Genomic DNA, 22,237 nt, shown 5'->3' with positions numbered 1-22,237 from the left:
GGGCCCCACGACCTCGCCGCTGGCCCGCCCACCGCCGCGACGCACGGCCTCGCCGCCGCGCCGCACGGCGCCCCGTCACACACCGGCGCGGCGTCTTTGGCGGCGCTCGAGGCCGCCGTCCAGGCCGGCCTCGTCGAGGCGCGGCGGGAGCGCGACCTGCCCGTCATCGCGTTCGAGCCGCCGCTCGTCGCCGCGGCCGTCCAAGCCCACGTCGGGCCCGCGCGGCTCGCCTCGCTACACCGGGTCGCGGCGGCGATCGCCGAGGACCAGGCGGTGGCGCTCAAGCATCTCGCGGCCGCCGCGGCCGGGCCCGACGCCGAGCTCGCCGATCGGCTGGACGCGTTCGCGCGCGACCGGCGCGAGCGGCCCGACGCGGCGTCCGCGCTGCTCGCCGCGTCGCGCCTCTCCCCCACCGTCGCGCAGCGCGAGGACCGGCTGCTGCGAGCCGTCGACTGGATGCTGCTCGCGGGCGAGGTGGCGTGGGCGCGCGTGCACGCCGGCGACGTCGCGCGCTGCACGATCACGGCGCGCCGCGAGAGCATCCTCGGCCAGCTCGCGGTCGCCGGGGACCGGGTGCGCGAGGCGGGCGACCGGCTCGCGGTCGCGTGGGAGCGCTGCGACCCGGACGCCGAGCCCGAGGTGGCGGCCACGATCGCGCACCGCAAGGCGTTCCTCGCGCTCGTGCACCTCGAGGACGCCGAGGTGGCCGAGTGGGCGCGGCGCGCGCTCGCGCTCGCCCCGCACGACCGGCTCTCCGTGGAATGGACGGCGACGCTCGCGCTCGCGCTGTGGCGGCAGAGCCACCGCGAGCACGCGTACGCGACGCTCGACCAGGCCATGATCGGCGACCGCGAGCACGACGCGCAGCTGACCGGGATGCGCGCCTGGCTCACGATCGCCGGCGGCGACGTGAGCCAACGCGTCCGCGACGACCTCGCCGCCGCCGCCGACACCGAGCTGCGGCTCGGCGCGCTCGAGATCGGCGTCGTGCACCTCAACGTCCTGGTCCGCGCGCACTTTGCGGCGGGCGACTGGGACGAGGCCACCACGGTCGCCGAGCGCGCGATCGCGCTCGGCTCCGAGCTCGAGGACGTGTCCGCGCGGATCTTCGTGTGGTGGGCGGCCGCGCTCGTGCCCGGCGCGCGCGGCGACTTCGCGACCCTCGATGCGCTCGCCGCCCGCGCGCAGGCCGAGCCCACCGACGCGCCCGACCGCGTGCTCGCCGTCGGCGTCGCGCAGGCGCTCCAGCACGCGCCGCGCGGCGATGCGCAGGCGACGCTGGACGCACTCGCACCGGTCGCCGCGCTCACGCCCAACGGTGCGATCGACGAGCCCGGCTTCTGGCCCTGGCAGCACCTGTACGCCGACGCGCTGGTGGCCCTCGGCCGGCTCGCCGACGCCGACCACTTCCTCGCGCGCCACGAGCAGCTGGCGCAGCGGCGCGACCACCATCCCGCCCAGGCGCGCCTGGCCGCCGTCCGCGGCCGCCTGGAAGCCACGCGCGGCGACCGCGACGCCGCCGAGCACGCGTTCACCACCGCCGTCGAGGTCACCGAGCCGTTGCAACGCCCGTACGAGCTCGCCCAGGCACGGCTCGCGCTCGGCCAGTTCCTGCGCCGCGAACGCCGCCGCCGCAGCGCCGCGGACCTGATCCTCGCCGCCCGCGCGACGTTCGTCGAGCTCGGCGCCGCACCGGCCGTCGCCCGCTGCGACCGCGAGCTCGGCGCCTCCGGCGTCGGCCGCCTCAAGCGCGAGGACGCGAGCGCGCTCACGCCGCAGGAGGTCACGGTCGCGCAGCTCGTCGCCTCCGGCCACTCCAACCGCGAGGTCGCCAACGACCTGCAGCTCTCGGTCAAGACCGTCGAGGTCCATCTCACCCGCATCTACGCCAAGCTCGGCATCTCCTCGCGCGGCCAGCTCGCGTCCCGCCTGTGAGCAGCCCGTGGCGCACGACGCTGCTCGCGGGCTCGGCGAGCTACCTCGACGCGGGGTCGATTGTCGCGGGCGCGGTCGCGCTGCCGCTGTGGACCGAGCACTTCGGCTTCGGGACGACGCTCGTCGGGCTGATCGGCGCGTTCAGCTCGAACGCGATCTCGGCCGGTGTCGGCGCGCTCGCCGGCGGCTGGCTGTGCGACAAGCTCGGCCGCCGCCGGGTGTACCAGTGGGACCTGCTGCTGTACGCGTTCGGCCTGCTGTGCATCATCTTCGCGACCGAGCCATGGATGCTCGTGTTCGGCTACGTCTTCACCGGCCTGGCGGTCGGCATCGACGTCCCCGCGAGCTGGACGCTGATCGCCGAGGCCGCGCCGAAGGGCCAGCACGGAAGACACGGCGCGACGGCGCAGATCATGTGGCTCACCGGCCCGCTCGTCGTGCTCCTCATGGGCCTCGCGCTCGCCGACGCCGGCCTGCGCGGCGTGCGATTGATCTTCGCGCACCTGCTCGTGCTCTCGCTCGCCGTCTGGTTCTTCCGACGCACGCTCGTGGAGTCGCCGCTGTGGGAGCGGCAGGCCTCGCACGCGCACATCACGCTCGCGAGCTTCAAGCAGCTCCTCAAGCGCCCGTTTCTCGCGCCGCTCGTGATGCTGACCGCGATGTACGGCCTGTGGAACCTCCACGCGGGCACGAGCGGCTTCTACCTCCCGTACATCCTGCGCACGATCGGCTCGCAGACGCAGGCCGCGAGCGTCGCGCTCAACGCGTTCCTGTTCGTGCTCGGCGGGTTGTCGGTCTACTTCGTCTTCATGCCCCGCGCCGACCGCGGCCGCCGCACGCCGCTGTTCGCCACCGCCGCGACCATGCAGATCGCCGCCGTCGTGCTGCTGGCGCTGCTGGAGCTGACCACCGGCATCGCGATCCTCTACGTCCTCATCAGCGGCCTGTGCGGCGGCTTCGGCCAGCAGCAGTTCTTCCAGCTGTGGAGCGCCGAGGCGTTTCCGACGCTGCTGCGCGCCACCGCGCTGGGCCTGATGTTCGCGGTCGTGCGGATCGCGCTCGGCGGGTGGAGCCTGATCCTGCCGCACTTCCTGGAGGCCGGCTTCCACGGCGTCGCGTGGACGCTGATCGCGTTCCTGACCGCCAGCGCGCTCGTCGGCTTGGCCTACGCGCGGCGCGTGGCCTCGAGCACGATCACGTGAAGCTGCCGCGGACCGTGCACGCCCTCGACGCGGTCGAGCTCGATGTCGGACGTGGCTGACGGGCCGGAGACGAACGTGACCGGCGCGTCCGGGCCGAGTGCGGCGATCGCGTCCGGCACCGAGGCGACCACCGACTCGGCGCGCACGATGCAGACGTGAATGTCGGGCACGAGCGTGAGCGCGCGCCGGCCGGACGCCTCCCCCGAGACGAGCACGATCGTGCCGGTGTCGGCGATCGCCAGCGCGCTGCCGGTGACGACGGCGTCGAGCGTGTCCAGCTCGGGCACGGACAGACCGTGGTCCTCGATCACCGGCAACCCGACGTCCTGGAACCCCGCCGGCACGCCGATTCGCTTGCCCTCGCCCAGGATGGCGCGCACGGTCGCGGCGACGTCGTCGGTCCGGTGCACGGTCGCCCGGTACTCGGCCACCGTCTCGCAGAAGCGGTCGACGACGCCCTCGGAGCCGATCGACCCCGCCGCCCGGTACGCGCGCGGCACGTCCGGCACGACCGGCGACGGCCCGAGGGCCGAGCGCACCCGCGCGAGGATTTCAGCTTTCGCGCTCACGCCTCCACCAGTCGCGGAACGTCTCCTTGGGCGGCTCCGGCAGGTCGCGCATCGCGGTCCACCCCGGTAGCGCCGCCTTCGCGAGCGGCCCGCGGCCCAGCCGCGCGAGCCGCTGCGCCGCCTCGTAGCGCCGGCGCGTCGCGAACGCGGCGGCCATGCCCTTCATCGCCAGCGCCTCCGGCGTCAGCGAGGACTTCTCCTCGCGCACGACGCGCCCGCGCAGGTGGATCAGGATCGACGGGATGTCGATCTTGACCGGGCACACCTCGTAGCACGCACCGCACAGCGAGGACGCCCACGGCAGCGACGGCGCCTCCCCCAGCCCGCGTAGCTGCGGCGTCAGGATCGCGCCGATCGGGCCGGGATAGACGGACTCGTAGGCCTGACCGCCGACGCGCTCGTAGACCGGGCACACGTTCAGGCAGGCCGAGCAGCGGATGCAGTGCAGCGCGGCGCGCCCGACCTCGTCCGCGAGCACCTGCGAGCGCCCACCGTCCAGCAGCACGAGGTGGAACTCCTGCGGCCCGTCGCCCTCCCGCACGCCCGTCCACAGCGACGTGTACGGGTTCATGCGCTCGGCGGTCGAGGACCGCGGCAGCAGCTGCAGGAAGACCTCGAGGTCCTGCCACGCCGGCAGCACCTTCTCGATGCCCATCAGCGTGACCAGGACGCGGGGCAGCGTCAGGCACATGCGCCCGTTGCCCTCGGACTCGACCACGCCGACCGTGCCCGTCTCGGCGACCGCGAAGTTCGCGCCCGACACCGCCACCGGCACGGTCAGGAACTTGTGCCGCAGGTGCAGCCGCGCGGCCTCGGCGATCGCGCTCGCCTCGTAGCCCAGCGTCTGTCCCTGAGCGATGGTGCGCTCGAACAGCGCGCGGATCTCGGCCCGGTTGCGGTGGATCGCGGGCACGAGGATGTGCGACTGCTTGTCCTCGGGATCGAGCTGGACGATCAGCTCGGCCAGGTCGGTCTCCAGCGCGTGGATGCCCTCGGCCTCCAGCGCCTCGTTCATGCCGATCTCGTCCGTCGCCAGCGACTTGACCTTTATGACCTCGTCGGCGCCGTGCTGCTTGGCGATCGAGGCGACGATCGCGTTCGCCTCAGCCCCGTCGCGCGCCCAGTGCACGGTGCCGCCCGCGGCGGTCACGGCCGCCTCGAGCCGCTCCAGCTGCTCGGGCAGCGTCGCCATCGTGCGCGCCTTGATCGCCTCGCCGGCGTCGCGCAGCGCCTCCCAGTCGGGTAGCTCGGCCACCGCCCGCTCGCGCTTGGCCCGGATCAACCCGGTCGCCTTGCCCACGTTGCGCCGCAGCTGGGCGTCGCGCAACGTCACCTTCGCGGCGCTCTGAAAACTCATTCCTGCGCCGCCAGGATCTCGGCGATGTGCATGGTGCGGACGCCGGTCCGGCCCCGCGACAACGCGCCTCCGATGTGCATCAGGCACGAAGTATCCGCCGAAGTGCACACCTCCGCGCGCGTGTCGAGGACGTGACGGACCTTGTCGGAGAGCATCGCCATCGACGTGTCCGCGTTCTTGACCGCGAACGTCCCGCCGAAGCCGCAGCACTCCCGCGCACCGTCGAGCTCGACGAGGTCGATGCCGCGCACCTCGCGCAGCAGCCGCAGCGGCCGGTCCCCCACGTGCAGCAGCCGCAGCGAGTGGCACGTCGGGTGGAACGTCACCCGGTGCGGGAACGACGCGCCCACGTCGACCACGCCCAGCTCATCGATCAAGAACTCGGTCAACTCGAACACGCGCGGCCCGATCGACGGAATTCGCTCACGCACGTGAGCGACGCAGGATGCCGACGGCGAGACGACCGCCTCGAATTCGTCGAACACGCGGACAAATCGCTCGTGCAGCCCGCCGGCCTCGTGCGCGTAGCCCGAGTTGACGTGCATTTGGCCGCAGCACGTCTGTTCGAAGGGGAATTCGACCTGGCAGCCGAGGCGCTCCAGCAACCGCACGACCGCCTTCCCGGCCCCGGGGAACAGCGTGTCGTTGAAGCAGGTGATGAAAAGCGCGACCTTCATCGGTACCGTCTCTGCGCAACAACGAACACAAAGGAGCCCGAGATCAACCGCAGCCGCTCAGACCGTCCGATGCTGGCCATGGCGCGCCGGTCCGCCATCGCGGAACTGCTGCGCGACATCGGGGCCATCAGCGTGACGGAGGTCGAAAGCCGCTTCGGCGTGTCCCCGATGACGGCGCGCCGCGACCTCGCGGAGCTCGAGCGCCAGGGCATCGCGCGGCGCACGCACGGCGGTGCCGTCCTGCCCTCGATCTCCGCGCAGGAGGACTCGTTCGCCAAGCGCGTCGAGGTCGCGACCGAAGCCAAGACCAACCTCGCCGAGGAAGCGGTGCAGATGCTCTCCGCGCGCGAGACGATCTTCCTCGACTCCAGCTCGACGGCGTACTTCGTCGCGCGCCGGATCGTCGACGAGGGCCTGGGCGTCACGGTCATCACCAACTCGCTACCCGTCGCCGAGGTCATCGCCAACAGCGAGACGCCGAACGTGCAGCTGATCGGCATCGGCGGCACGCTCCGGCAGCTCACCCGCTCGTACGTCGGCCCGTACGCCGTGCACACGGTGCTCGGGCACTTCGCCGACCGCATGTTCCTGTCGGTCAAGGGCGTGACGCGCGACGGCGTGATGACCGACGCGGACGAGCTGGAGGCGGAGGTCAAGCGGGCCATGATCGCGCAATCCGAGGAATCCGTGCTGCTGCTCGACGACTCGAAGCTCGGCGCCCGCGGGCAGAACGCGATCGCCCGGGTGACCGAGGTCTCGAGCGTGCTCGCCTACGGGGCGCCGGCCGCCGCGCTGGAACCGCTGCGGGCGACCGGCGTCAAGCTCCAAGTCGTGGGCTAGCGGGCGTAGGCCGCGGGCACGCCCCCGTCGACGTTGAGCATGTTGCCCGTGCTCTTGCCCGAGCGGCGCTCGGACGCGAAGTGCAGCACCGCCTCGGCGATGTCGCCCGGGTAGATGCTGACCTTGAGCGTGTTGCGCTGGCGGTAGTGCTCGTCGAGCTGCTCCGGGTCCAGGTTGTAGGCCGCGGCGCGCTCCTCGCGCCACGACGAGCCCCAGATCTTCGAGCCCTGCAGGACGGCGTCCGGGTTGACCGTGTTGACCCGGATGCCGGCGGAGCCGCCTTCCTCGGCCAAGCACCGCGCGAGGTGGAGCTCGGCGGCCTTAGCCGAGGAGTACGCCGCGGCGTTCTTGCCCGCGACGACGGCGTTCTTGGAGGCGACGAAGACGACCGAGCCGCCGTTGTCCTGCGCGCGCAGCACCTTGAAGGCCTCGCGCGAGACGAGGAAGTAGCCCGTGGAGAGGATCGCGTGGTTGCGGTTCCACTCGGCCAGCGTGGTCTCCTCGAGCGCGGCCGACGACGCGATGCCCGCGTTGGAGACGACGATGTCGACGCCGCCGAAGGCCTCGACCGCGGCGCGGAACGCGCCCGCGACCGCCTCCTCGGATGTGACGTCGCCCGCGACCGCCAGGCCGCGGTCGCCGTACTCCGAGACCGCCTCGGTCGCGCCCTCGCCGTCGAGGTCGAACGCGACCACGCACGCGCCGGCCGACGCCAGCGAGTCGATGATCGCGCGGCCGATGCCGCCCGCGCCGCCCGTCACCAGCGCGACCTTGCCCTGCAGCTCACCCGGCGCCGGCGCCTGGGCGAGCTTGTAGAGCTCGAGCGGCCAGTACTCGATCGCGAACGACTCGCCGGCGTCGAGCGAGACGAACTGACCCAGCGCCTCGGCGCCCGCGATCACCTCGATCGCGCGGTGGTAGAGGTCACGCGAGATCTTCGAGAGCTTGGTCGTGGTGCCGGTGGAGACCAGGCCCATGCCCTCGACGAGCACCACACGCGGGTCGGGGTCGCCGGGCACGTCGCCCTCACCCGCGAAGGACTCGAAGTACGCGCGGTAGTCGGCCCGGTACTGCTCGGCCAGCTCGGCGATCTTCTCCGGCGTGGCGTTCTCGCGCGAGATCCACAGCGGCAGGCGCTTGGTGTGCACCAGGTGGTCGGGACACGGCGCGCCGACCTTGACCAGCCGCTCAGCCTGCTGGGAGCAGACGAACTCCATCACGCGCTCGGACGTGTCGACCGTGAGCACCTTCGCGCGCTCGGAGGACACCGCGCCGCGGATCGCGGGCAGCAACTCGGTCAGCGACCCGGCCGGCTCGAGCTTGCGCCCGCCGAAGCGCGGCGTGTCGCCCGTCTTGGCGTTGACGAACGCGACGGCCTGGTTGATGACCTCGATCGTCTTGCGGTACGCCTCCTCGGCGCTCTCGCCCCAGACGATCAGGCCGTGCTTGGCCAGCACGACGAGCTTGAGGTTCGGGTTCTCCCGCACGGCGAGCCCGACCTGCTTGGAGAGCGTGAAGCCCGGGCGGATATAGGGGATCCACGCCGCCTCGTCGCCGAAGCACTCGTGGATCAGCCGCTCGCCGTCCGCGGTGCCCGCGAGCACGTTGATGCCGTCCGGGTGCGTGTGGTGCACGTGCGGCGCCGGGACGAACGCGTGCAGCAGCGTCTCGATCGACGCGCGCGGCATCTTCGGGTCCAGCTGGCACTGCGCGAGGTAGGCGACCATGTCCTCGTCGCTCATCTCGTCGCGCTCCAGCAACGGCAGCACCTCGTCGAGCTTGAGGCCCGTGAAGTGCTCCGGCCCCATCGTCGCGAGGTCGGAGCCCGAGCCCTTGACCCACATGGCGTTGATCTCGCGCCCGGTGTGGTCGACCGTCGTGCCCTTGGCGGACGTGTTGCCGCCGCCGAAGTTGGACACGGCCCGGTTGGCGCCGAGCAGGTGCGACGCGAGCACCAGCTCGCCGAGCGCATCGCCGGGGCCGCCGTCGGCTGGCCACAGGTCCTCTACAGAATCAATGATCGGGGTGACGGTGCTCATCGAGTCAGCTCCTGCTCTGTCTCACGTTCGGAGGCCATCCGGGCGGCGTAGCCGGACTCCCGGAGGGCGCGGATCGGGTTCTCGGCGCCACCCACTGCGACGCGCGCCTCGGCGCACGCGGGACGGACGTCGGTGTTGAAGGCGTCGAGCAGGACCTCGTGGCCGCCGAGCACGTCGGCGGCGCGCTGGCACTCGGTCAGCGCCGCGCGGTCGACGAGCAGCGCTTTGGCGTAGGCCTCCTGCAGGTTGACGACGCTCAGCGTCATCGCCTCGACCTTCGCCTCCACGTTGTGCGACTGGTCGATCGTCAGGCGCGGCAGCTCGTCCGAGGCCGTCAGCTCGACGAAGATCAGGAACAGCTCGAAGGGGTTCACCGAGCCGACGATCAGGTCATCGTCGGCGTACTTGCGGTTGTTGAAGTGGAAGCCGCCCAGGCGGCCCTCATCGGCCAGGAAGGCGACGATCTGCTCGATGTTGGTGCCCTGCGCGTGGTGACCGAGGTCGACCAGCACCTTCGCGCGCTCGCCGAGCTTGAGGCACGTCAGCAGCGAGGAGCCCCAGTCGGCCAGGTCGGTGGCGTAGAAGGCGGGCTCGAAGAATTTGTACTCGACCAGCAGCTCCTGCTCGGCCGGCATCGCCTCGTACACGCGCCCGAGGCAGTCGAGCATGCGCCGGCGCCGCTCGCGCAGGTCGTCCTGGCCCGGGTAGTTCGTGCCGTCCGCGAGCCACAGGGACTGGGCCGAAGCGCCCAGCGCGGTCGCGATGTCCACGCATTCGAGCATGTGCGCGACGGCCTTCTCGCGCACGGCCGGGTCCGGGTGCGTGACCGAGCCGAGCTTGTAGTCGGGGTCCTGGAAGAGGTTCGGGTTGACCGCTCCGACCTGCAGCCCGCGGGACTCGATCGCGCCGCGCAGCTCGTCGTAGTCGTCCACGGCGTCCCATGGGAAGTGCAGCGCGACCTTCGGCGCCGTGCCCGTCAGGCGGTGCACCTCGGCGGCGTCGTCGAGCTTCTCGAACGTGTCACGCGGGCGACCCGGCTGCGGGAAGACGCCGAAGCGCGTGCCCGAGTCCGCGTAGCCCCAGGAGGGTGTCTCGATGACGAGCTTGGACAGATCAAGCATGGAGGGATTCCTTGGACGTGGAAGGCTCGTAGTGGGCGGGGACGAAGGAGGCCGCGGACACGGCGCGCATGTCGGCCAGCGAGCCGAGCTCGCCGGCGGCACGGGCCTGCACGAGCACGTTGCCGAGCGCGGTCGCCTCCACCGGGCCGGCGAGCACCTCGCGCCCGGTCATGTCGGCGGTCAGCTGGCACAGCAGCTCGTTGCGGGCGCCGCCCCCGATCACGTGGATGGTGCGGACGCTGCGGCCGGACGCGGCCTCCAGGCGCTCCAGCACGACCTTGTACTTGCACGCGAGCGACACGTAGATCGAGCGCACGAGCTCGCCGCGGGTGAGATCGTCCCGGCCGATCACCTCGGCGATCAGCGCCGGCATGTCGCCGCCGTGCAGGAAGCGCTCGTCGTCGGGGTCGAACACCGGAACCTCGGTCTTGACCTCGCGGGCGGCGCGCTGCAGCGACGGGAAGTCGGCTCCCCACACGCGCGCGCACTCCTGCTCGAGCCACAAACCCATCACGTTCTTGAGCAGGCGGATGGTGCCGTCGACGCCGCGCTCGTTGGTGAGCGCGTCGTCGCTGAACACCGGACCGGGGAGCTCGAGGCCGAGCAGCGACCAGGTGCCGGAGCTCAGGATCGCCGAGTGCTCGTCCCGTAAAGGCGCGGCGACGTACGCCGACGCGGTGTCGTGCGAGGCCACCGTGTACACGGGCGCGTCCACGTCGTGATGGTCGAGCGCGGGGCCGAGCAGCGTGCCCGGCTCCACGAGCGCGCCGAACGGGCGCGCCGGCAGGCCGAGCCGCTCGATCAGCGGGTGTGCCCACTCCCCCGTGCGCGCGTCCAGCAGACCGGTGGTGGAGGCGTTGGTGCGCTCGTTGGCCAGCTCGCCGCTCAGCCAGTAGGCGAGCAGGTCCGGCACGAGCGCGATCCGCGAAGCCGCGCTCACTCGGTCGTCCGCGAGCAGCTGATAGACGGTGTTGATCGGCATGTGCTGGATGCCGGTGATCTCGTAACCCTCCACACGCTGGGCGCCGTCGGTGCGCTCGTCGCGGTAGTGGAAGGGCAGGCCGAGCACGCGGTCGCGCTCGTCGAGCAGCGCGTAGTCGACGCCCCAGGTGTCGATGCCGACGCCGGCGAAGCGGCGGCCCCGCAGCGCGCACACCGCCTCGGTGAACAGGTGCAGCAGGTTCCAGCGCAGCCCGTCCGGCAGTCGGACGGGGCGATTCGGGAACCGGTGGATGTCCTCGAGCTCGACGAGCGAGCCGTCGAAGTGGCCGCAGACCACGCGGCCGCTCGAGGCGCCCAGGTCGATCGCGGCGTAAACCGCCGGGGGGCTGCCGCCCCCCGAGACCCCCCGCTTTTCAGTCAAGGTGGAACACCTCTTCGAGGCGCTCGAACGTCAGGTCTTCGTCGAACAGCGGCGCCATCTCGGTCTGCCAGCGTGCGTTCACGTCAGTCTCCTCCATCGCCCGCTTGGCGGCCTCGAAATCCTCGGTCTCGAGGTAGCCGATCAGCAGCCCGTCGGGCCGCAGGAACAGCGAGTAGTTGGTCCAACCCGTCTCGCTCAGCGCCGCGCGCATCTCCGGCCACACGTTCCGGTGACGCGCGCGGTACTCGTCGAGACGGTCAGGGCGCACCCGCACCTGAAAGCAGACACGTTCCATGATTCGAGTGCGCCCTGCGCGATCGACTAGAAGTCGAAGTCGTCGATGTTGTTGGCGTCGAAGACCGTCGGCGGGCCGAGCAGGACCTCGCCGTTCTTGCCGACCTCGCGCTCGCCCAGGTCGCCGGCGGTGAACTTCTCACCCTCGGCGCCCGTGATGGTCCCGCTCGCCAGGGCGGCCGCGGCGTAACCGGCGAGGTAGCCGAGCTTGCCCGGATCCCACAGCTCGAAGCCCTCGATCGTCCCGTCCTTGACGAAGTCGCGCAGCTGGTTCGGGGTGCCGAGGCCGGTCAGCTTGACCTTGCCCTTGGCGTCCGAGCCCTGCAGGTAGCGCGCGGCGGCGGCGATGCCGACCGTCGTCGGGGAGATGATGCCCTTCAGGTCCGGATAGGCCTGCAGCAGGCCCTGCGTCTCCTCGAAGGACTTCTGGTCGTCGTCGTTGCCGTACGCGATCTTGACGAGCTTGAACTTGGAGTACTCGGGCTTCTTGAGCTCGTCCTCCATGAACTCGATCCAGGTGTTCTGGTTGGTCGCGTTCGGCGTGGCCGAGAGGATCGCGATCTCGCCGCCCTCCGGGCCGATCTGCTTGGCCAGCAGCTGCACCTGGCTGCGGCCGAGGTCCTCGGCGGCGGCCTGGTTGATGAACAGATCACGACCCTCGGGCGCCGTGTCGGAGTCGTAGGTGACGACCTTGATGCCGGCGGCCTTGGCCTTCTGCAGCGCCGGGACGACCGCGTTGGCGTCGTTGGCGCTGATCACGATCGCGTCCTGCTTCTGCGTCGTGAGCGTGTTGATGTAGGACACCTGCGACGAGGCGGCCGTGTCCGACGGGCCGACGCGCTTGTACTCGCCCTTGACGGCGTTGACCGCGTCCTCGCCGCCCTTGTCGGAGATCGTGAAGTACGGGTTGTTGATCTGCTTGGGCAGGAAGGCGATCTTCAGGCCCTCCTTGATCTCACCGCCACCGGCGGCGGCGCCGCCCTCCTCCGTGGCCGCCGGCGTCGCGGCGGCTTCCTTCTGCGTGTCTTCCTTGGTGGAGCCGCAGGCCGCGACCCCGAGCAGGCTCGTCAGCGCGAGCGCCGCGAATGCCTTGTTGCGAATGGCCATCTTCTCTCTCCTCACAGAGCTAGGTGGTGGTGGGTGTGGGTGGTGGGTCGACGCCGCGTCCCCTTCGCAGCGCCTCACGGACGCGAGCGGTGACGCTCGGCCCGAGGACTGAGAGCAGCAGCAGGCTGCCCGTGACGATCGTGAGCACTTCGGCGGAGACGTCGTTGAGCGTCAGCGCGTTGCGCAGCGTGCCCAGCAGCAACATCGCGCAGATGACGCCCAGCAGATGCCCCTTGCCGCCGAAGATCGAGACGCCGCCGAGCAGCACGACGGCGACGACGGACAGCTCGAGGCCGACCCCGTTGTCGGCGCGCGCGGAGGCGAATCGGAAGGCGTAGACGACGCCGGCGAGCGACGCCATCGCGCCCGTGACGACGAACAGCCAGAACTTGATGCGCTTGACGCGGATGCCGCTGAAGCGCGCGGCCTCCTCGTTGGCGCCCATGGCGAAGATCGAACGGCCGATCCCCGTCATGTGCAGCACGACCCCGAAGACGATCGCGAGCACGATGAACAGCACGAACGGGTTCGGGATCTGGGTGCCGGCGAACGTGCCGAAGCCCCAGTCGGTGAACTGCTGCGGGAAGTCCGCGACGGCCTGGTCGCCGAGCACCACGTACGCGAGCCCGCGGTACATGGCGAGCGTGCCGATGGTGACCGCGAGGGACGGGAGCCCGAGGCGTGTGACCAGCACGCCATTGAGCGCGCCTGCGAGCGCGCCCATGACCAGGACCGCCGGGATGATCATCTCCATCGCCCAGCCGTGGTTCCACAGGTAGCCCATGACGGCGCTGGTGAGGCCGAGCACCGAGGCGACCGACAGGTCGATCTCCGCGGCGACGATGATCAAGGTCAGCGGGAGCGCGATGATCGCGATCTCCGAGATGTCGGAGAGGATCGAGTTCAGGTTGCCGCCGGACAGGAAGTCCTCGCCCGACGTGGTCGCGCCGTAGAGGATCGCCACCAGCAGCAGGAAGACCGTGACCGTCTCCCAGCGCGCCAGGCGCGTCTTGACCTCAGACACGGTTCGCACTCCTTCGCTTGCGCAGTTCGCGGGCCAATCGCATGGCCAGGTAGGCGTCGAGGCCGATCGCCGCGAGCAGCAGCGCGCCCTGAATCGCCTGGTCCCAGAAGGGGTCGATCTGCAGGATCACGAGCGCCGAGCGGATCGTGGTCAGCAGCAGCGCGCCGAGTGCGGCGCCCCAGACGGTGCCGGAGCCGCCGAAGATGGCGACGCCGCCGACGACCACCGCGGACACTGCGGCCAGCTCGATGCCCGTGCCGGCGACCGCGTCGAGCGTGCCGTAGCGGGAGGCGTAGAGCACGCCCGCGAGGCCGGCGATCGCGCCGGAGGCGACGAACGCGCCGAGCACGCGGCGGCTGACGCGGATGCCGGCCAGAACGGCGGCGTCCGGGTTGGAGCCGATCGCGTACAGCTCGCGGCCCATCCGGCTGCGGCCGAGCGCGACTCCGACGAGCACCATCGCGGCGATCGTGAAGATCGGCAGGACCGGGAAGCCGAGCACCTCGGTGGTCGCGAGGCTCAGGAAGCCGTCGGGCATGTCGGCGGCGTTGATCTGGCGGCCCTCGGCCCAGGCGAAGTCCAGGCCGCGGATGACGTACAGCGTGCCCAGCGTGATGACCAGGCTCGGGACCCGCGCCCACGCGACCATCACGCCGTTGATGAGGCCGAAGAACGCGCCGAACAGGATGCCGCCGAGGAACACGAGCGGGATCGGCACGTTGTGGTCGGCGAACATGATGCCGGTGGCGAACGCGCTGATGCCGAGGATCGAGCCGACCGAGAGGTCGATGTTGCGCGTGATGACGACGATGGTCTGCCCCACCGCGAGCAGCCCGACGATCGTGACGTTGAGCAGGATGTCGCGCAGGTTCTGCGCGTTGAGGAAGCGCGGCTCGGCGATGCTGACCGCGATCACGAGGACCGCGAGCACGCCGATCAGGCTCACCTCGCGCGCGCGGACGACCGCGTCGATCCACGACGTCTTCTCGGTCGTGTGGGGTGATGCCGGCGTCGGCGCGGCTTGTGTGGAAGCACTCACGCGGCCACCTGACCCGTTGCCGCGCGGACGACGTTCTCTTCGTCGGCCTCGGCGCGGCTGAGCTCACGCGCGATCCGGCCCTCGTGCATCACGAGCACGCGGTCCGCCATCCCGAGCACCTCGGGCAGCTCGGACGAGATCATCAGCACCGCGAGCCCATCGCCCGCGAGCTCGGACATGAGCCGGTGCACCTCCGCCTTCGTGCCCACGTCGATCCCACGCGTCGGCTCGTCGATGATCAGGACCTTCGGGCCGGTGGCGAGCCACTTGCCGAGGACGACCTTCTGCTGGTTGCCGCCCGACAGGAAGCCGACCGGGTCGCTCAGCTTCTGGAACTTGAGCTGCAGCTTGGTCGCCCAGTCGGAGGCGTTGCGCGCCTCCGAGCCCAGGCCGATCACGCCGAGCCGGTTGCGCAGCGCCTGCAGGCGCGTGAGCCCCATGTTGCGCTCGATGCTCATCTCCATCACCAGGCCCTGTTGCCGGCGGTCCTCGGGCACGAGCCCGATCCCGGCCTTCATGGCCTGAGTGGGCGAGCCGGGCTTGAGCTCGACGCCGTCGATCGTGACCGTGCCCGCGTCCGGCTTGTCGATGCCGAAGATCGCGCGCGCGACCTCGCTGCGCCCCGCGCCGACCAGGCCCGCGAGCGCGACGATCTCCCCGCGCCGGACCTCGAACGAGACGTCGACGAACGAGCCCTCGCGCGTGAGCCGCTCGACCTTGAGCACGGGCTGGCCGATCTCGGCGTCCAGCTTCGGGAACAGGTTGGAGAGCTCGCGGCCGACCATGCGGCGCACGAGCTCGTCGGTGTCCATGTCGGCGGTGCGGCCGTCGTGGGTGACCTCGCCGTCGCGCAGGACGGTGACCGTGTCGCAGATGGCGAAGATCTCGTCGAGCCGGTGGCTGATGAACAGCACCGCGGCGCCGCGCTCCTTGAGCGTGCGCACGACGCCGAACAGGCGCTCGACCTCGTGCCCGGAGAGGGCCGCGGTCGGCTCGTCCATGATCAGCACGCGGGCGTCGAACGACAGCGCCTTGGCGATCTCGACGATCTGCTGGTCGGCGATGCTGAGGCCCTTGACGGGCTGTTCGGGGTCGAGTTTGACGCCGAGGCGGTCGAGCAGCTCCTTGACCGTGCGGTTGAGCGCCCTGAAGTCGATGCGGCGGCCGGACCCGAGCGGGTGGCGGCCCATCATCACGTTCTCGGCGACCGACAGGTCCGGGAAGAGCGTGGGCTCCTGGTAGATCACGGCCACGCCCACGTCGCGCGCGTCGGCGGGACCATGGAAGGCCGCGACGTCGCCGTCGACCAGCACGTCGCCCTCGTCGGGGCGCTGCACACCGGCGAGCATCCGCACGATCGTCGACTTGCCGGCACCGTTCTCGCCGGCCAGCGCGCGGACCTCGCCCGCGCGCAGCTCGATCGAGACGTTCCTCGAGGCGCGTACGGCGCCGTAGGACTTGCTCGCGCCCTTCAGGGCGATGATCGGCGTGGTGATCTCAGCAGGTGTCGATTGCTGGTTGATTTGAGGCTCCTCCCCCTCGAAACAACAGAACCCGATCGAAACAGAGCTATCGGACCCTGTCAAGTGCGTTTCGCGATTCTTTTTGTTCGTTTACGTGGTTGACCGCGCTCGGACACTTGACAAACCTGACCTGCGTTGGTTGGCTCAGCAGCGGAGGAGATCCCAATCGCACGCAGACGAACAGACGACGCCCCGGGCGTCCTTGCTGAAGCGCGCCGCCGCGAGATCGCCGACCGATTGCGCGCGCACGGCGCGGTGACGGTCGCCGAGCTGGAGGAGCTGTTCGGCGTCTCGCCGATGACCGCCCGTCGCGATCTGGCCGAGCTCGAACGGCGCGGCGTCGTCCGCCGCACGCACGGCGGCGCGGTGCTGCCGACCATTTCCGCACACGAGGACTCGTTCGCCCGCCGGCTGGAGGTCAGCAGCGAGGACAAGGCGCTGCTCGCCGCGGCGGCCGTTCAGCTGCTCACGCCGCGGGAGACGATCTTCCTGGACTCCTCGACCACGACGTACTACGTCGCCAAACGGATCGTGGAGACGGGGCTCGCCGCGACCGTGCTCACGAATTCGCTGCCCGTGCTGGAGCTGCTGTTCCGCGAGGGCGGGCCCGACGTGGAGGTGATCGGGATCGGCGGCACGCTGCGCCGACTGACCCGCTCGTTCGTGGGCCCGTTCGCGGTCCGCACCGTCCAGGGCCACTTCGCCGACCGCTTCCTGTTCTCGGTCAAGGGCATCGCGTCCAACGGGATGCTCACCGACGCCGACCCGCTGGAGGCCGAGCTCAAGCGCTCGATGATCGAGCAGGCGGGCGAGTCGGTGCTGTTGATCGACCATTCCAAGCTCACGGTGCGGGGGTTGTCGGTGATCGCACCGATCTCCGAGGTGCAGACGACGCTCGCGACGGGATTGAGCGCCGCCGAGGCCGACGGGCTGCGGCTCGGCGGCACCACGGTGCGCGCGGTCGGCGGCGCCTCCCCGGCCACGGCCTGACCGGGCCGGCCACCCGCGCGGGGCAGCCGGCCCGTCGCTCTCTTACGGCGTCGTCGTCGACAGCGTGAAGGTCAGCGTCTTGCTGTAGTTCCCCGTGCGCAGCGGCTCGGTGCGCCCGATGTGCTGCTTGAACGTGACCGTCACCGGGTCGTTGGAGACCGGTGCCGTCCAACTCGCCTTGCTGAACGCGACCTGCAACGGCTCGCTGAGCGTGAACGACCCGTTCGCCAACCGGCCACCGTCCACCGTCAGCGCCGCGTCGCCCGCCGTCGAGATCACATTGGCGGTCGTCGACGTCTCGTACGTGCGGTCCACACCCGGGACGAACGGCTCAAACGGCTTCGGCGCGGCGAGCGACAGCGACAGCGTCGCCGGCACGGACCCGCCCACGGTGCCGTCGGTCGTGGTCGAGGCGTACCCGACGTCCACGAACGGCACGAGCCTGGCCTGCTTGGGTCCGAACGGCAGGTAGTCGAGGTCGTAGCCCCACCACGAGCGGTAGTTCGGCGTGGGGTTGACGATGCCGCGGTCGAGCTGGACGTTGACCAGCGCGGAGTGGTAGTCGATCACGATCCGGTTGCGGCCGTGCACCAGGTAGCGGCTGACGTCGGCCACGGGGTGGGTCGAGTTGATGCCGCCCGTGAACAGCTCCTTGCCGGTGAAGGGTGCGACGTCGCGCTTGACCTTGGTCGGGTGCGTGCTGACCTGGCCGCCGACCTTGCGGCCGTTGATCCACACCTCCATGCTCGCCTCGACCTTGTCGCCGAAGTCGAGGTACGCGCCGCTGGCCTTGGTCGCGTCCCAGTCGAAGCTCGCCTCGTAGTGGCCCGTACCGGAGACGCCGCGCCCGACCTCGGGGATCTGGTCCCAGGTCTTGAGCGTGTCGAGCTCGACGTCGATCGGCGTCTTGACCGTCGACGTCTTGCGGTTGACGGTCGTCACGCCCTCGATCGTCTCGGTCCGGACGAGGTCGCCGGCGGTGGCGTTCGGCCGCCAGGACTCCACGGTCAGGTCCCAGTCGGTGATGTCGTACGGCGCGGGAACGGTCACGTTCCTGCTCAACTGGACGCCGTTGCTGAGCTGCGCCGTGACTGTCTTGCTGGCGGTGGAGCGGACCGTCACGCCGTTCGGGATCGCGCGGGCGGAGTCGGCGTTGTGGGAGACGACGCGCAGCTTGGGCGCGTCGACCTTCTCGAACGCCAGCAGCGCGATGTCGTTGAAGTCGAGGTCGATCGCGACGACCGTCTTGCCGTGCTCCCAGCGGTAGTCGGCGAGCTCGGTCGCCTCCCCCGTCCACGCGTCGATCGCGTACGGGACGAACCGGCCGTCCATCTTGACGTCGGTCTTGATGTTGGTCCCCGGGTTCGGCGCGGTGCGGATCTCGGGCCGCAGGCTCTTGTCCCGGTAGGAGCCGTCCTCGTAGTTGTAGACGTACAGGTAGCGGTTGCCCTCGGCGTCCTCACGCGTCTGCGTGAGCAGCTGCTCGTTCGGCCGCGCGTAGCCCGCGTACGGGTCCACGCCGAGCTCCTGCAGCTTCTCCAGCACGTTGTCGTCGTAGCCACCGGGCTCGGGCCCGAAGTAGTCGGCGGGCGCGTCGGCGACGGTCGCGGTCCGCACGGTGGGCAGGGACTTGAGCTCGGCCATGACGGCGGCGAGCTCTGCGTCCTTGCCGTCGTTGTACGGCGTCTGCGTGGCGGCGTTGCCGAGGATCACGACCTTCAGGCCCTTCTGCGCCCAGTCGCGGATGCGCTCGGCGCCCTCCAGGTCGAGCCAGTTCTGGTAGATGACGACGGCCTTGTAGCCCGCCTTCTCGATCGTCTTGGTCTGCTCGTTGAACGACACGTCGTCGTCGAACAGGAAGCGCGGGCTGAAGTAGTCGTACGTGTACCCGTTGTCCTGCAGCTCCACCGAGCGGTAGTAGACGCCCTGGTGGGCGAGCTGCCAGTGCATCTGCGTGTTGTTGGAGCCGGTGCCGCCGCCGAAGCGCACGCCCTGCGTCCAGTTCTGGTGCAGGAAGCCGACGTCGGTGCGCGACTTGCCGGTCTGCATCAGCTGCTGCACGCGGCCGATGTGGGCGTTGAACTCGTCGTAGCCCGCCGACTCGGGGTTGCGGGTGCCCCAGTACTGGAAGTTGCTCAGGAAGCCGGCCGCGATGAACCCGGGCCACTGGAAGCTGCCGTAGCCGTAGCCCGCGCCCCAGATGTGCCAGATGTGGCGCTGGTAGCCCGCGGCGAAGGCGGCGTAGGCGTCCTGCAGGTTCGTCTGACGTGTGCCGTTGTAGGCCAGCTCGGCGCCCGTCTCGGTCGACAGCACCTTGTTCTCGAGCTTGGCGCCGCCGGTCCAGAGCCGGAAGATGTCGACCTGGTTGTACTGGTTGAAGTTCTCCGCCTCGGGATAGTCGAAGTACATTCCGGGCTCGGAGATCTCCAGTGGGCGACCGTAGGAGATCTGGCCGCGCGTCTTGATGCCGACCGAGTTCAGCCACTCCTTGAGCGGCTTGAGCATGCGCTCGTTGTAGAGCTGGGTCAGCACGTCCTGGTAGTCGTTGACGATCCGCTGGCGCCGCTGCTCGGCACCGTCGAGCCGGTAGGTGCCGGTCGTGCCGACCGAGTGGTACGGCGTGCTCACGCTGGCGTTCACGCCCGCGATCAGGAACAGGTGCGGCGTGATGTCGTAGCCCTTGCGCCGCTGGAACTCCTGCTTCATGTCCTCGGCCCACCAGGTGATGCCGCCGGTGCCCGTGCTCATCTCCAGCGAGTCCATGAACAGCTGCACGTCGCCCTGCTTGAACTTCTCGACCAGGGCGGGGTCGGAGAGGTAGTGGTCCTCCCAGTACTCGCGCAGCGCCTGCACGCCGCGCTCGTCGAAGTAGTTCGTCGCGTAGGCCGGGAGCGTGGACGGGCTGGACGCCTGGTAGGTGCCCTGGGTCCAGAGCGCGAAGACGCGGTAGGTGCCCTCGCCCGGCGCCGTCCAGTTGACGTTCTGGGTCCAGACGTCGGCGCCCTGTGCCGCCGGCAGGTTCACGAAGCTGTTGGGGTCGACCGTGTTGCCCGAGGTGACCTTGTACGCGTACGCGGTGACGAACTTCGCGCCGGCGCGGCGGGCGTTGGCCGCGGGTGCGGGCAGCGCCGTGAGGCTCTGGCCGGCTTGCACCGTGCTCGTGCCGAGCGTGAGGTTCTGCATCGCCGACTGGCTGTCGGGGTCGAGCCCGGGCACGTTGGACGTGTTCCAGTTCGTGCCCGACGTCAGATAGACGCCCATGCCCAGGTCGAGGAGCTTGTTCATCAGCAAGTTCCACTTGTGGGTCCACATCGCGGACCCGTAGGCGTACGTGGCGTCCGGCGCGCCGGCGTCGTTCATCATCGCCAACTCCACGCCGCGAAAGCCGCCGTCGTAGAGCGCCTGGACCTCCTCCAGCAGCGACTCGTCGGTGTTGGACGCCTCGCCCAGCCACCAGCGGATGTCGGAGCTGTAGACCCGGTCGGGGTCGATGAACTTGCGGTTGAGCCGCTCCGCGAACGCGGAGCCGGCGCCCAACGCGTGTGCGACGGCCGGCGCTGACCACGCGGCGACGGCACCGACCAGCGCCGCCGCGACCGCGACGCGCTTCCTCTGCTGACCCACTCTCTCTCCTCGCTCGAATGTGATCGTTCTGGCCGAACTACGCGAGCAACCGCTCGGACCAGAACAGATGTCTACCGAGCCCTAACGAGCGTGCGCATCGGGGGAACCCACATCGTCCGGGCCGTCCGCGTACGTGGCGGCGAGCTCCGCACGCGAGCTGACCTCGAGCTTGGCGTAGATGCGGGTGAGGTGCGTCTCGACGGTGCGGACGCTCACGAGCAGCTCGTCCGCCACGCGCCGGTTGCTGTGGCCCGCGGCGACGAGGCGCGCGACGGCCCGTTCCTGCGGCGTGAGGCCGCTCGGCGCCGGGCCGGCGGTCGGTGTCAGTCCCGCCGCGGCGAGCTCGCGCTCGCACCGGTCCAGCGCGGGGCGCGCCTGCAGCGCGGCGAGGCGCTCGCGCGCGGCGGCGAGCTGCGTCGTGGCGGCGCGCCGCTGACGCCGGCGGCGCAGGAACTGCCCGTACGCGAGCTGGGTGAGCGCGAGCTCGTACGGCATGCCGGCGAGGCCGTCGAGCGCGGCGGCGAACGCGAGCTCCGCCGCTTCAGGTCGGCGGCGCGCCGCTTCCAGGCGCCCGCGCGCCCGCTGCAGACGAGCCGTCACGGAGCGCGACCAGCGGTCCGCGTGGGCGGTGAGGAACGCGTCGGCCTCGTCGTGGCGCTCGAGGTCGATCAGCGCGTCCGCGTACAGCGGCTGCCAGCGCCAGAAGCCGGTCGGCCCGTGGATGAGCGGCGCGAGCGCCTCGAGGACGCGGTCCGGCGCCTCGGCCGCGGCCGCGATCTCAGCGTGCGCGCACGCCTCGACTTCGATGATCCGCTCGAAGGTGCCGCGCGCCGGCGGGAGGCTCGGAGCGGCGTCGCCGCGCGCGAGCGGCACGTGCAGGCCAACCCAGCGCGTGAACGCGAGCACCCACGCCTCGTCGGACTCGACCGCCAGCGCGGTCGCCTGCTCGGCCAGCACCACCGCCTCGTCCCACGCGCCCCGCGCGAACTCGAGCTTGGCCAGCAGCGCGAGCGACTGCGCGGCGATCACGAGCGACCCGATCCGCCGCGCCTCCCGCGCCGCGGTCGTGAGCACGGGCCGCGCGCCCGCGAGGTCGTCGTCCCCGAGCAGCAGCGCGCCCTTGATCGACCGCACCGGGAACCCGGTCCGCGGCGCCGCCGCGAGCGCCGCGTCGAGCGCGGCATGCGCCTCCGCCCGTGCGCCCTGCAGCGAGAGCCCGACCGCGAGCTGCGTGGTCGCGAGCGCCTGCGTCTTGGCGTCAGCAGGCGCGAGCGCCAGGGCCCGCCGCGCCCAGTCCACCTGCTCGTCGGCCCGGAACCGCAGGCCCGCCGCGAACGCGCGCCGGCCCGCGACCGTCGCCGCGAGGTCGCCGGTCACGCCCGCATCCCACGCCCGAGCGAGCCGCCGGTCGGCCTCGTCCACGTCGCCCGCATAGATGGCGAGATACGCGAGCACCGCGTCGCGCTGGGCCGCACCGCCCCCGCTCGGCGCGCCGTCCGCCGCCTCGCCGCGCGCCGCCGCCTCGCCGCGCGC

17 protein-coding genes are annotated in these 22,237 nt (G+C 71.0%); 4 read left to right on the top strand and 13 right to left on the bottom strand.

The window, feature by feature from the left end; all coding sequences use genetic code 11:
* Both OJ962_RS32955 and OJ962_RS32950 read left to right on the top strand, forming a co-directional pair.
* Nucleotides 1–1,935, top strand: a 1,935-nt coding sequence (locus OJ962_RS32955) for a helix-turn-helix transcriptional regulator (RefSeq protein ID WP_270006898.1), incomplete at its 5' end; no start/stop codon positions are given.
* Nucleotides 1,932–3,137: an MFS transporter gene (locus tag OJ962_RS32950; protein WP_202958386.1), complete on the top strand. Its 1,206-nt coding sequence runs from the start codon at nucleotides 1,932–1,934 to the stop codon at nucleotides 3,135–3,137. The genes OJ962_RS32955 and OJ962_RS32950, both read left to right, overlap by 4 nt.
* Here the strand turns inward: OJ962_RS32950 and OJ962_RS32945 are convergent.
* From OJ962_RS32945 to OJ962_RS32935, 3 genes are read right to left on the bottom strand one after another with little or no spacing between them, the layout of a single operon-like run.
* Nucleotides 3,101–3,676 carry a LutC/YkgG family protein gene (locus OJ962_RS32945; protein WP_270006897.1) on the bottom strand — a complete coding sequence of 192 codons (576 nt, stop codon included), beginning with the start codon at nucleotides 3,674–3,676 and terminating at the stop codon, nucleotides 3,101–3,103. The genes OJ962_RS32950 and OJ962_RS32945 overlap by 37 nt on opposite strands.
* Before the next feature lie 13 nt (nucleotides 3,677–3,689).
* Nucleotides 3,690–5,063 (bottom strand): lactate utilization protein B, encoded by a 1,374-nt coding sequence (locus tag OJ962_RS32940; protein WP_202958384.1) that lies wholly within the window; start codon nucleotides 5,061–5,063, stop codon nucleotides 3,690–3,692.
* Nucleotides 5,060–5,740 (bottom strand): (Fe-S)-binding protein, encoded by a 681-nt coding sequence (locus OJ962_RS32935; protein WP_202958383.1) that lies wholly within the window; start codon nucleotides 5,738–5,740, stop codon nucleotides 5,060–5,062. The genes OJ962_RS32940 and OJ962_RS32935 overlap by 4 nt, the downstream gene beginning before the upstream one ends.
* 78 nt (nucleotides 5,741–5,818) lie before the next feature.
* Between OJ962_RS32935 and OJ962_RS32930 the strand changes: the two genes are divergently transcribed.
* Nucleotides 5,819–6,580 (top strand): DeoR/GlpR family DNA-binding transcription regulator, encoded by a 762-nt coding sequence (locus tag OJ962_RS32930; RefSeq protein ID WP_238932613.1) that lies wholly within the window; start codon nucleotides 5,819–5,821, stop codon nucleotides 6,578–6,580.
* Here OJ962_RS32930 and OJ962_RS32925 read toward each other — a convergent pair.
* The 8 genes from OJ962_RS32925 to OJ962_RS32890 are packed head-to-tail and all read right to left on the bottom strand — an operon-like array spanning nucleotide 6,577 to nucleotide 16,090.
* Nucleotides 6,577–8,619, bottom strand: coding sequence for a bifunctional aldolase/short-chain dehydrogenase (locus OJ962_RS32925; RefSeq protein WP_202958381.1), 2,043 nt, complete (start codon nucleotides 8,617–8,619; stop codon nucleotides 6,577–6,579). The two genes, OJ962_RS32930 and OJ962_RS32925, sit on opposite strands and share 4 nt — an antisense overlap.
* On the bottom strand, nucleotides 8,616–9,740 hold the full coding sequence (gene rhaI / locus OJ962_RS32920) for an L-rhamnose isomerase (protein WP_202958380.1): 1,125 nt from the start codon (nucleotides 9,738–9,740) through the stop codon (nucleotides 8,616–8,618). Before rhaI ends, OJ962_RS32925 begins: the two co-directional genes overlap by 4 nt.
* Nucleotides 9,733–11,103, bottom strand: a complete 1,371-nt coding sequence (locus OJ962_RS32915) for a rhamnulokinase (protein WP_202958379.1) — start codon at nucleotides 11,101–11,103, stop codon at nucleotides 9,733–9,735. The genes rhaI and OJ962_RS32915 overlap by 8 nt, the downstream gene beginning before the upstream one ends.
* Nucleotides 11,096–11,398: an L-rhamnose mutarotase gene (locus OJ962_RS32910; RefSeq protein ID WP_202958378.1), complete on the bottom strand. Its 303-nt coding sequence runs from the start codon at nucleotides 11,396–11,398 to the stop codon at nucleotides 11,096–11,098. The genes OJ962_RS32915 and OJ962_RS32910 overlap by 8 nt, the downstream gene beginning before the upstream one ends.
* Before the next feature lie 26 nt (nucleotides 11,399–11,424).
* Complete coding sequence (rhaS, locus tag OJ962_RS32905; RefSeq protein WP_202958377.1) at nucleotides 11,425–12,504, bottom strand: rhamnose ABC transporter substrate-binding protein; 1,080 nt, start codon at nucleotides 12,502–12,504, stop codon at nucleotides 11,425–11,427.
* Nucleotides 12,505–12,523: 19 nt separating this feature from the next.
* Complete coding sequence (locus OJ962_RS32900; protein ID WP_202958376.1) at nucleotides 12,524–13,528, bottom strand: ABC transporter permease; 1,005 nt, start codon at nucleotides 13,526–13,528, stop codon at nucleotides 12,524–12,526.
* Complete coding sequence (locus OJ962_RS32895) at nucleotides 13,521–14,567, bottom strand: ABC transporter permease (protein WP_202958375.1); 1,047 nt, start codon at nucleotides 14,565–14,567, stop codon at nucleotides 13,521–13,523. The genes OJ962_RS32900 and OJ962_RS32895 overlap by 8 nt, the downstream gene beginning before the upstream one ends.
* On the bottom strand, nucleotides 14,564–16,090 hold the full coding sequence (locus tag OJ962_RS32890; protein ID WP_407697559.1) for a sugar ABC transporter ATP-binding protein: 1,527 nt from the start codon (nucleotides 16,088–16,090) through the stop codon (nucleotides 14,564–14,566). Before OJ962_RS32890 ends, OJ962_RS32895 begins: the two co-directional genes overlap by 4 nt.
* Nucleotides 16,091–16,249: 159 nt before the next feature.
* Between OJ962_RS32890 and OJ962_RS32885 the strand changes: the two genes are divergently transcribed.
* On the top strand, nucleotides 16,250–17,080 hold the full coding sequence (locus tag OJ962_RS32885; RefSeq protein WP_407697558.1) for a DeoR/GlpR family DNA-binding transcription regulator: 831 nt from the start codon (nucleotides 16,250–16,252) through the stop codon (nucleotides 17,078–17,080).
* Between the two features lie 42 nt (nucleotides 17,081–17,122).
* Here OJ962_RS32885 and OJ962_RS32880 read toward each other — a convergent pair whose 3' ends face one another.
* Nucleotides 17,123–20,704, bottom strand: a complete 3,582-nt coding sequence (locus OJ962_RS32880) for a glycosyl hydrolase (RefSeq protein ID WP_202958373.1) — start codon at nucleotides 20,702–20,704, stop codon at nucleotides 17,123–17,125.
* An 81-nt stretch (nucleotides 20,705–20,785) separates the two neighbouring features.
* The coding region (locus tag OJ962_RS32875; RefSeq protein ID WP_270006895.1) for a LuxR family transcriptional regulator at nucleotides 20,786–22,237 on the bottom strand (1,452 nt) is incomplete at its 5' end.

This window comes from Solirubrobacter deserti (assembly GCF_027587175.1).
In the GTDB taxonomy this organism is placed as follows: domain Bacteria; phylum Actinomycetota; class Thermoleophilia; order Solirubrobacterales; family Solirubrobacteraceae; genus Solirubrobacter; species Solirubrobacter deserti.
Note: the sequence above shows the minus strand (reverse complement) of the source record. Positions and strands in the feature narration are given on the sequence as shown.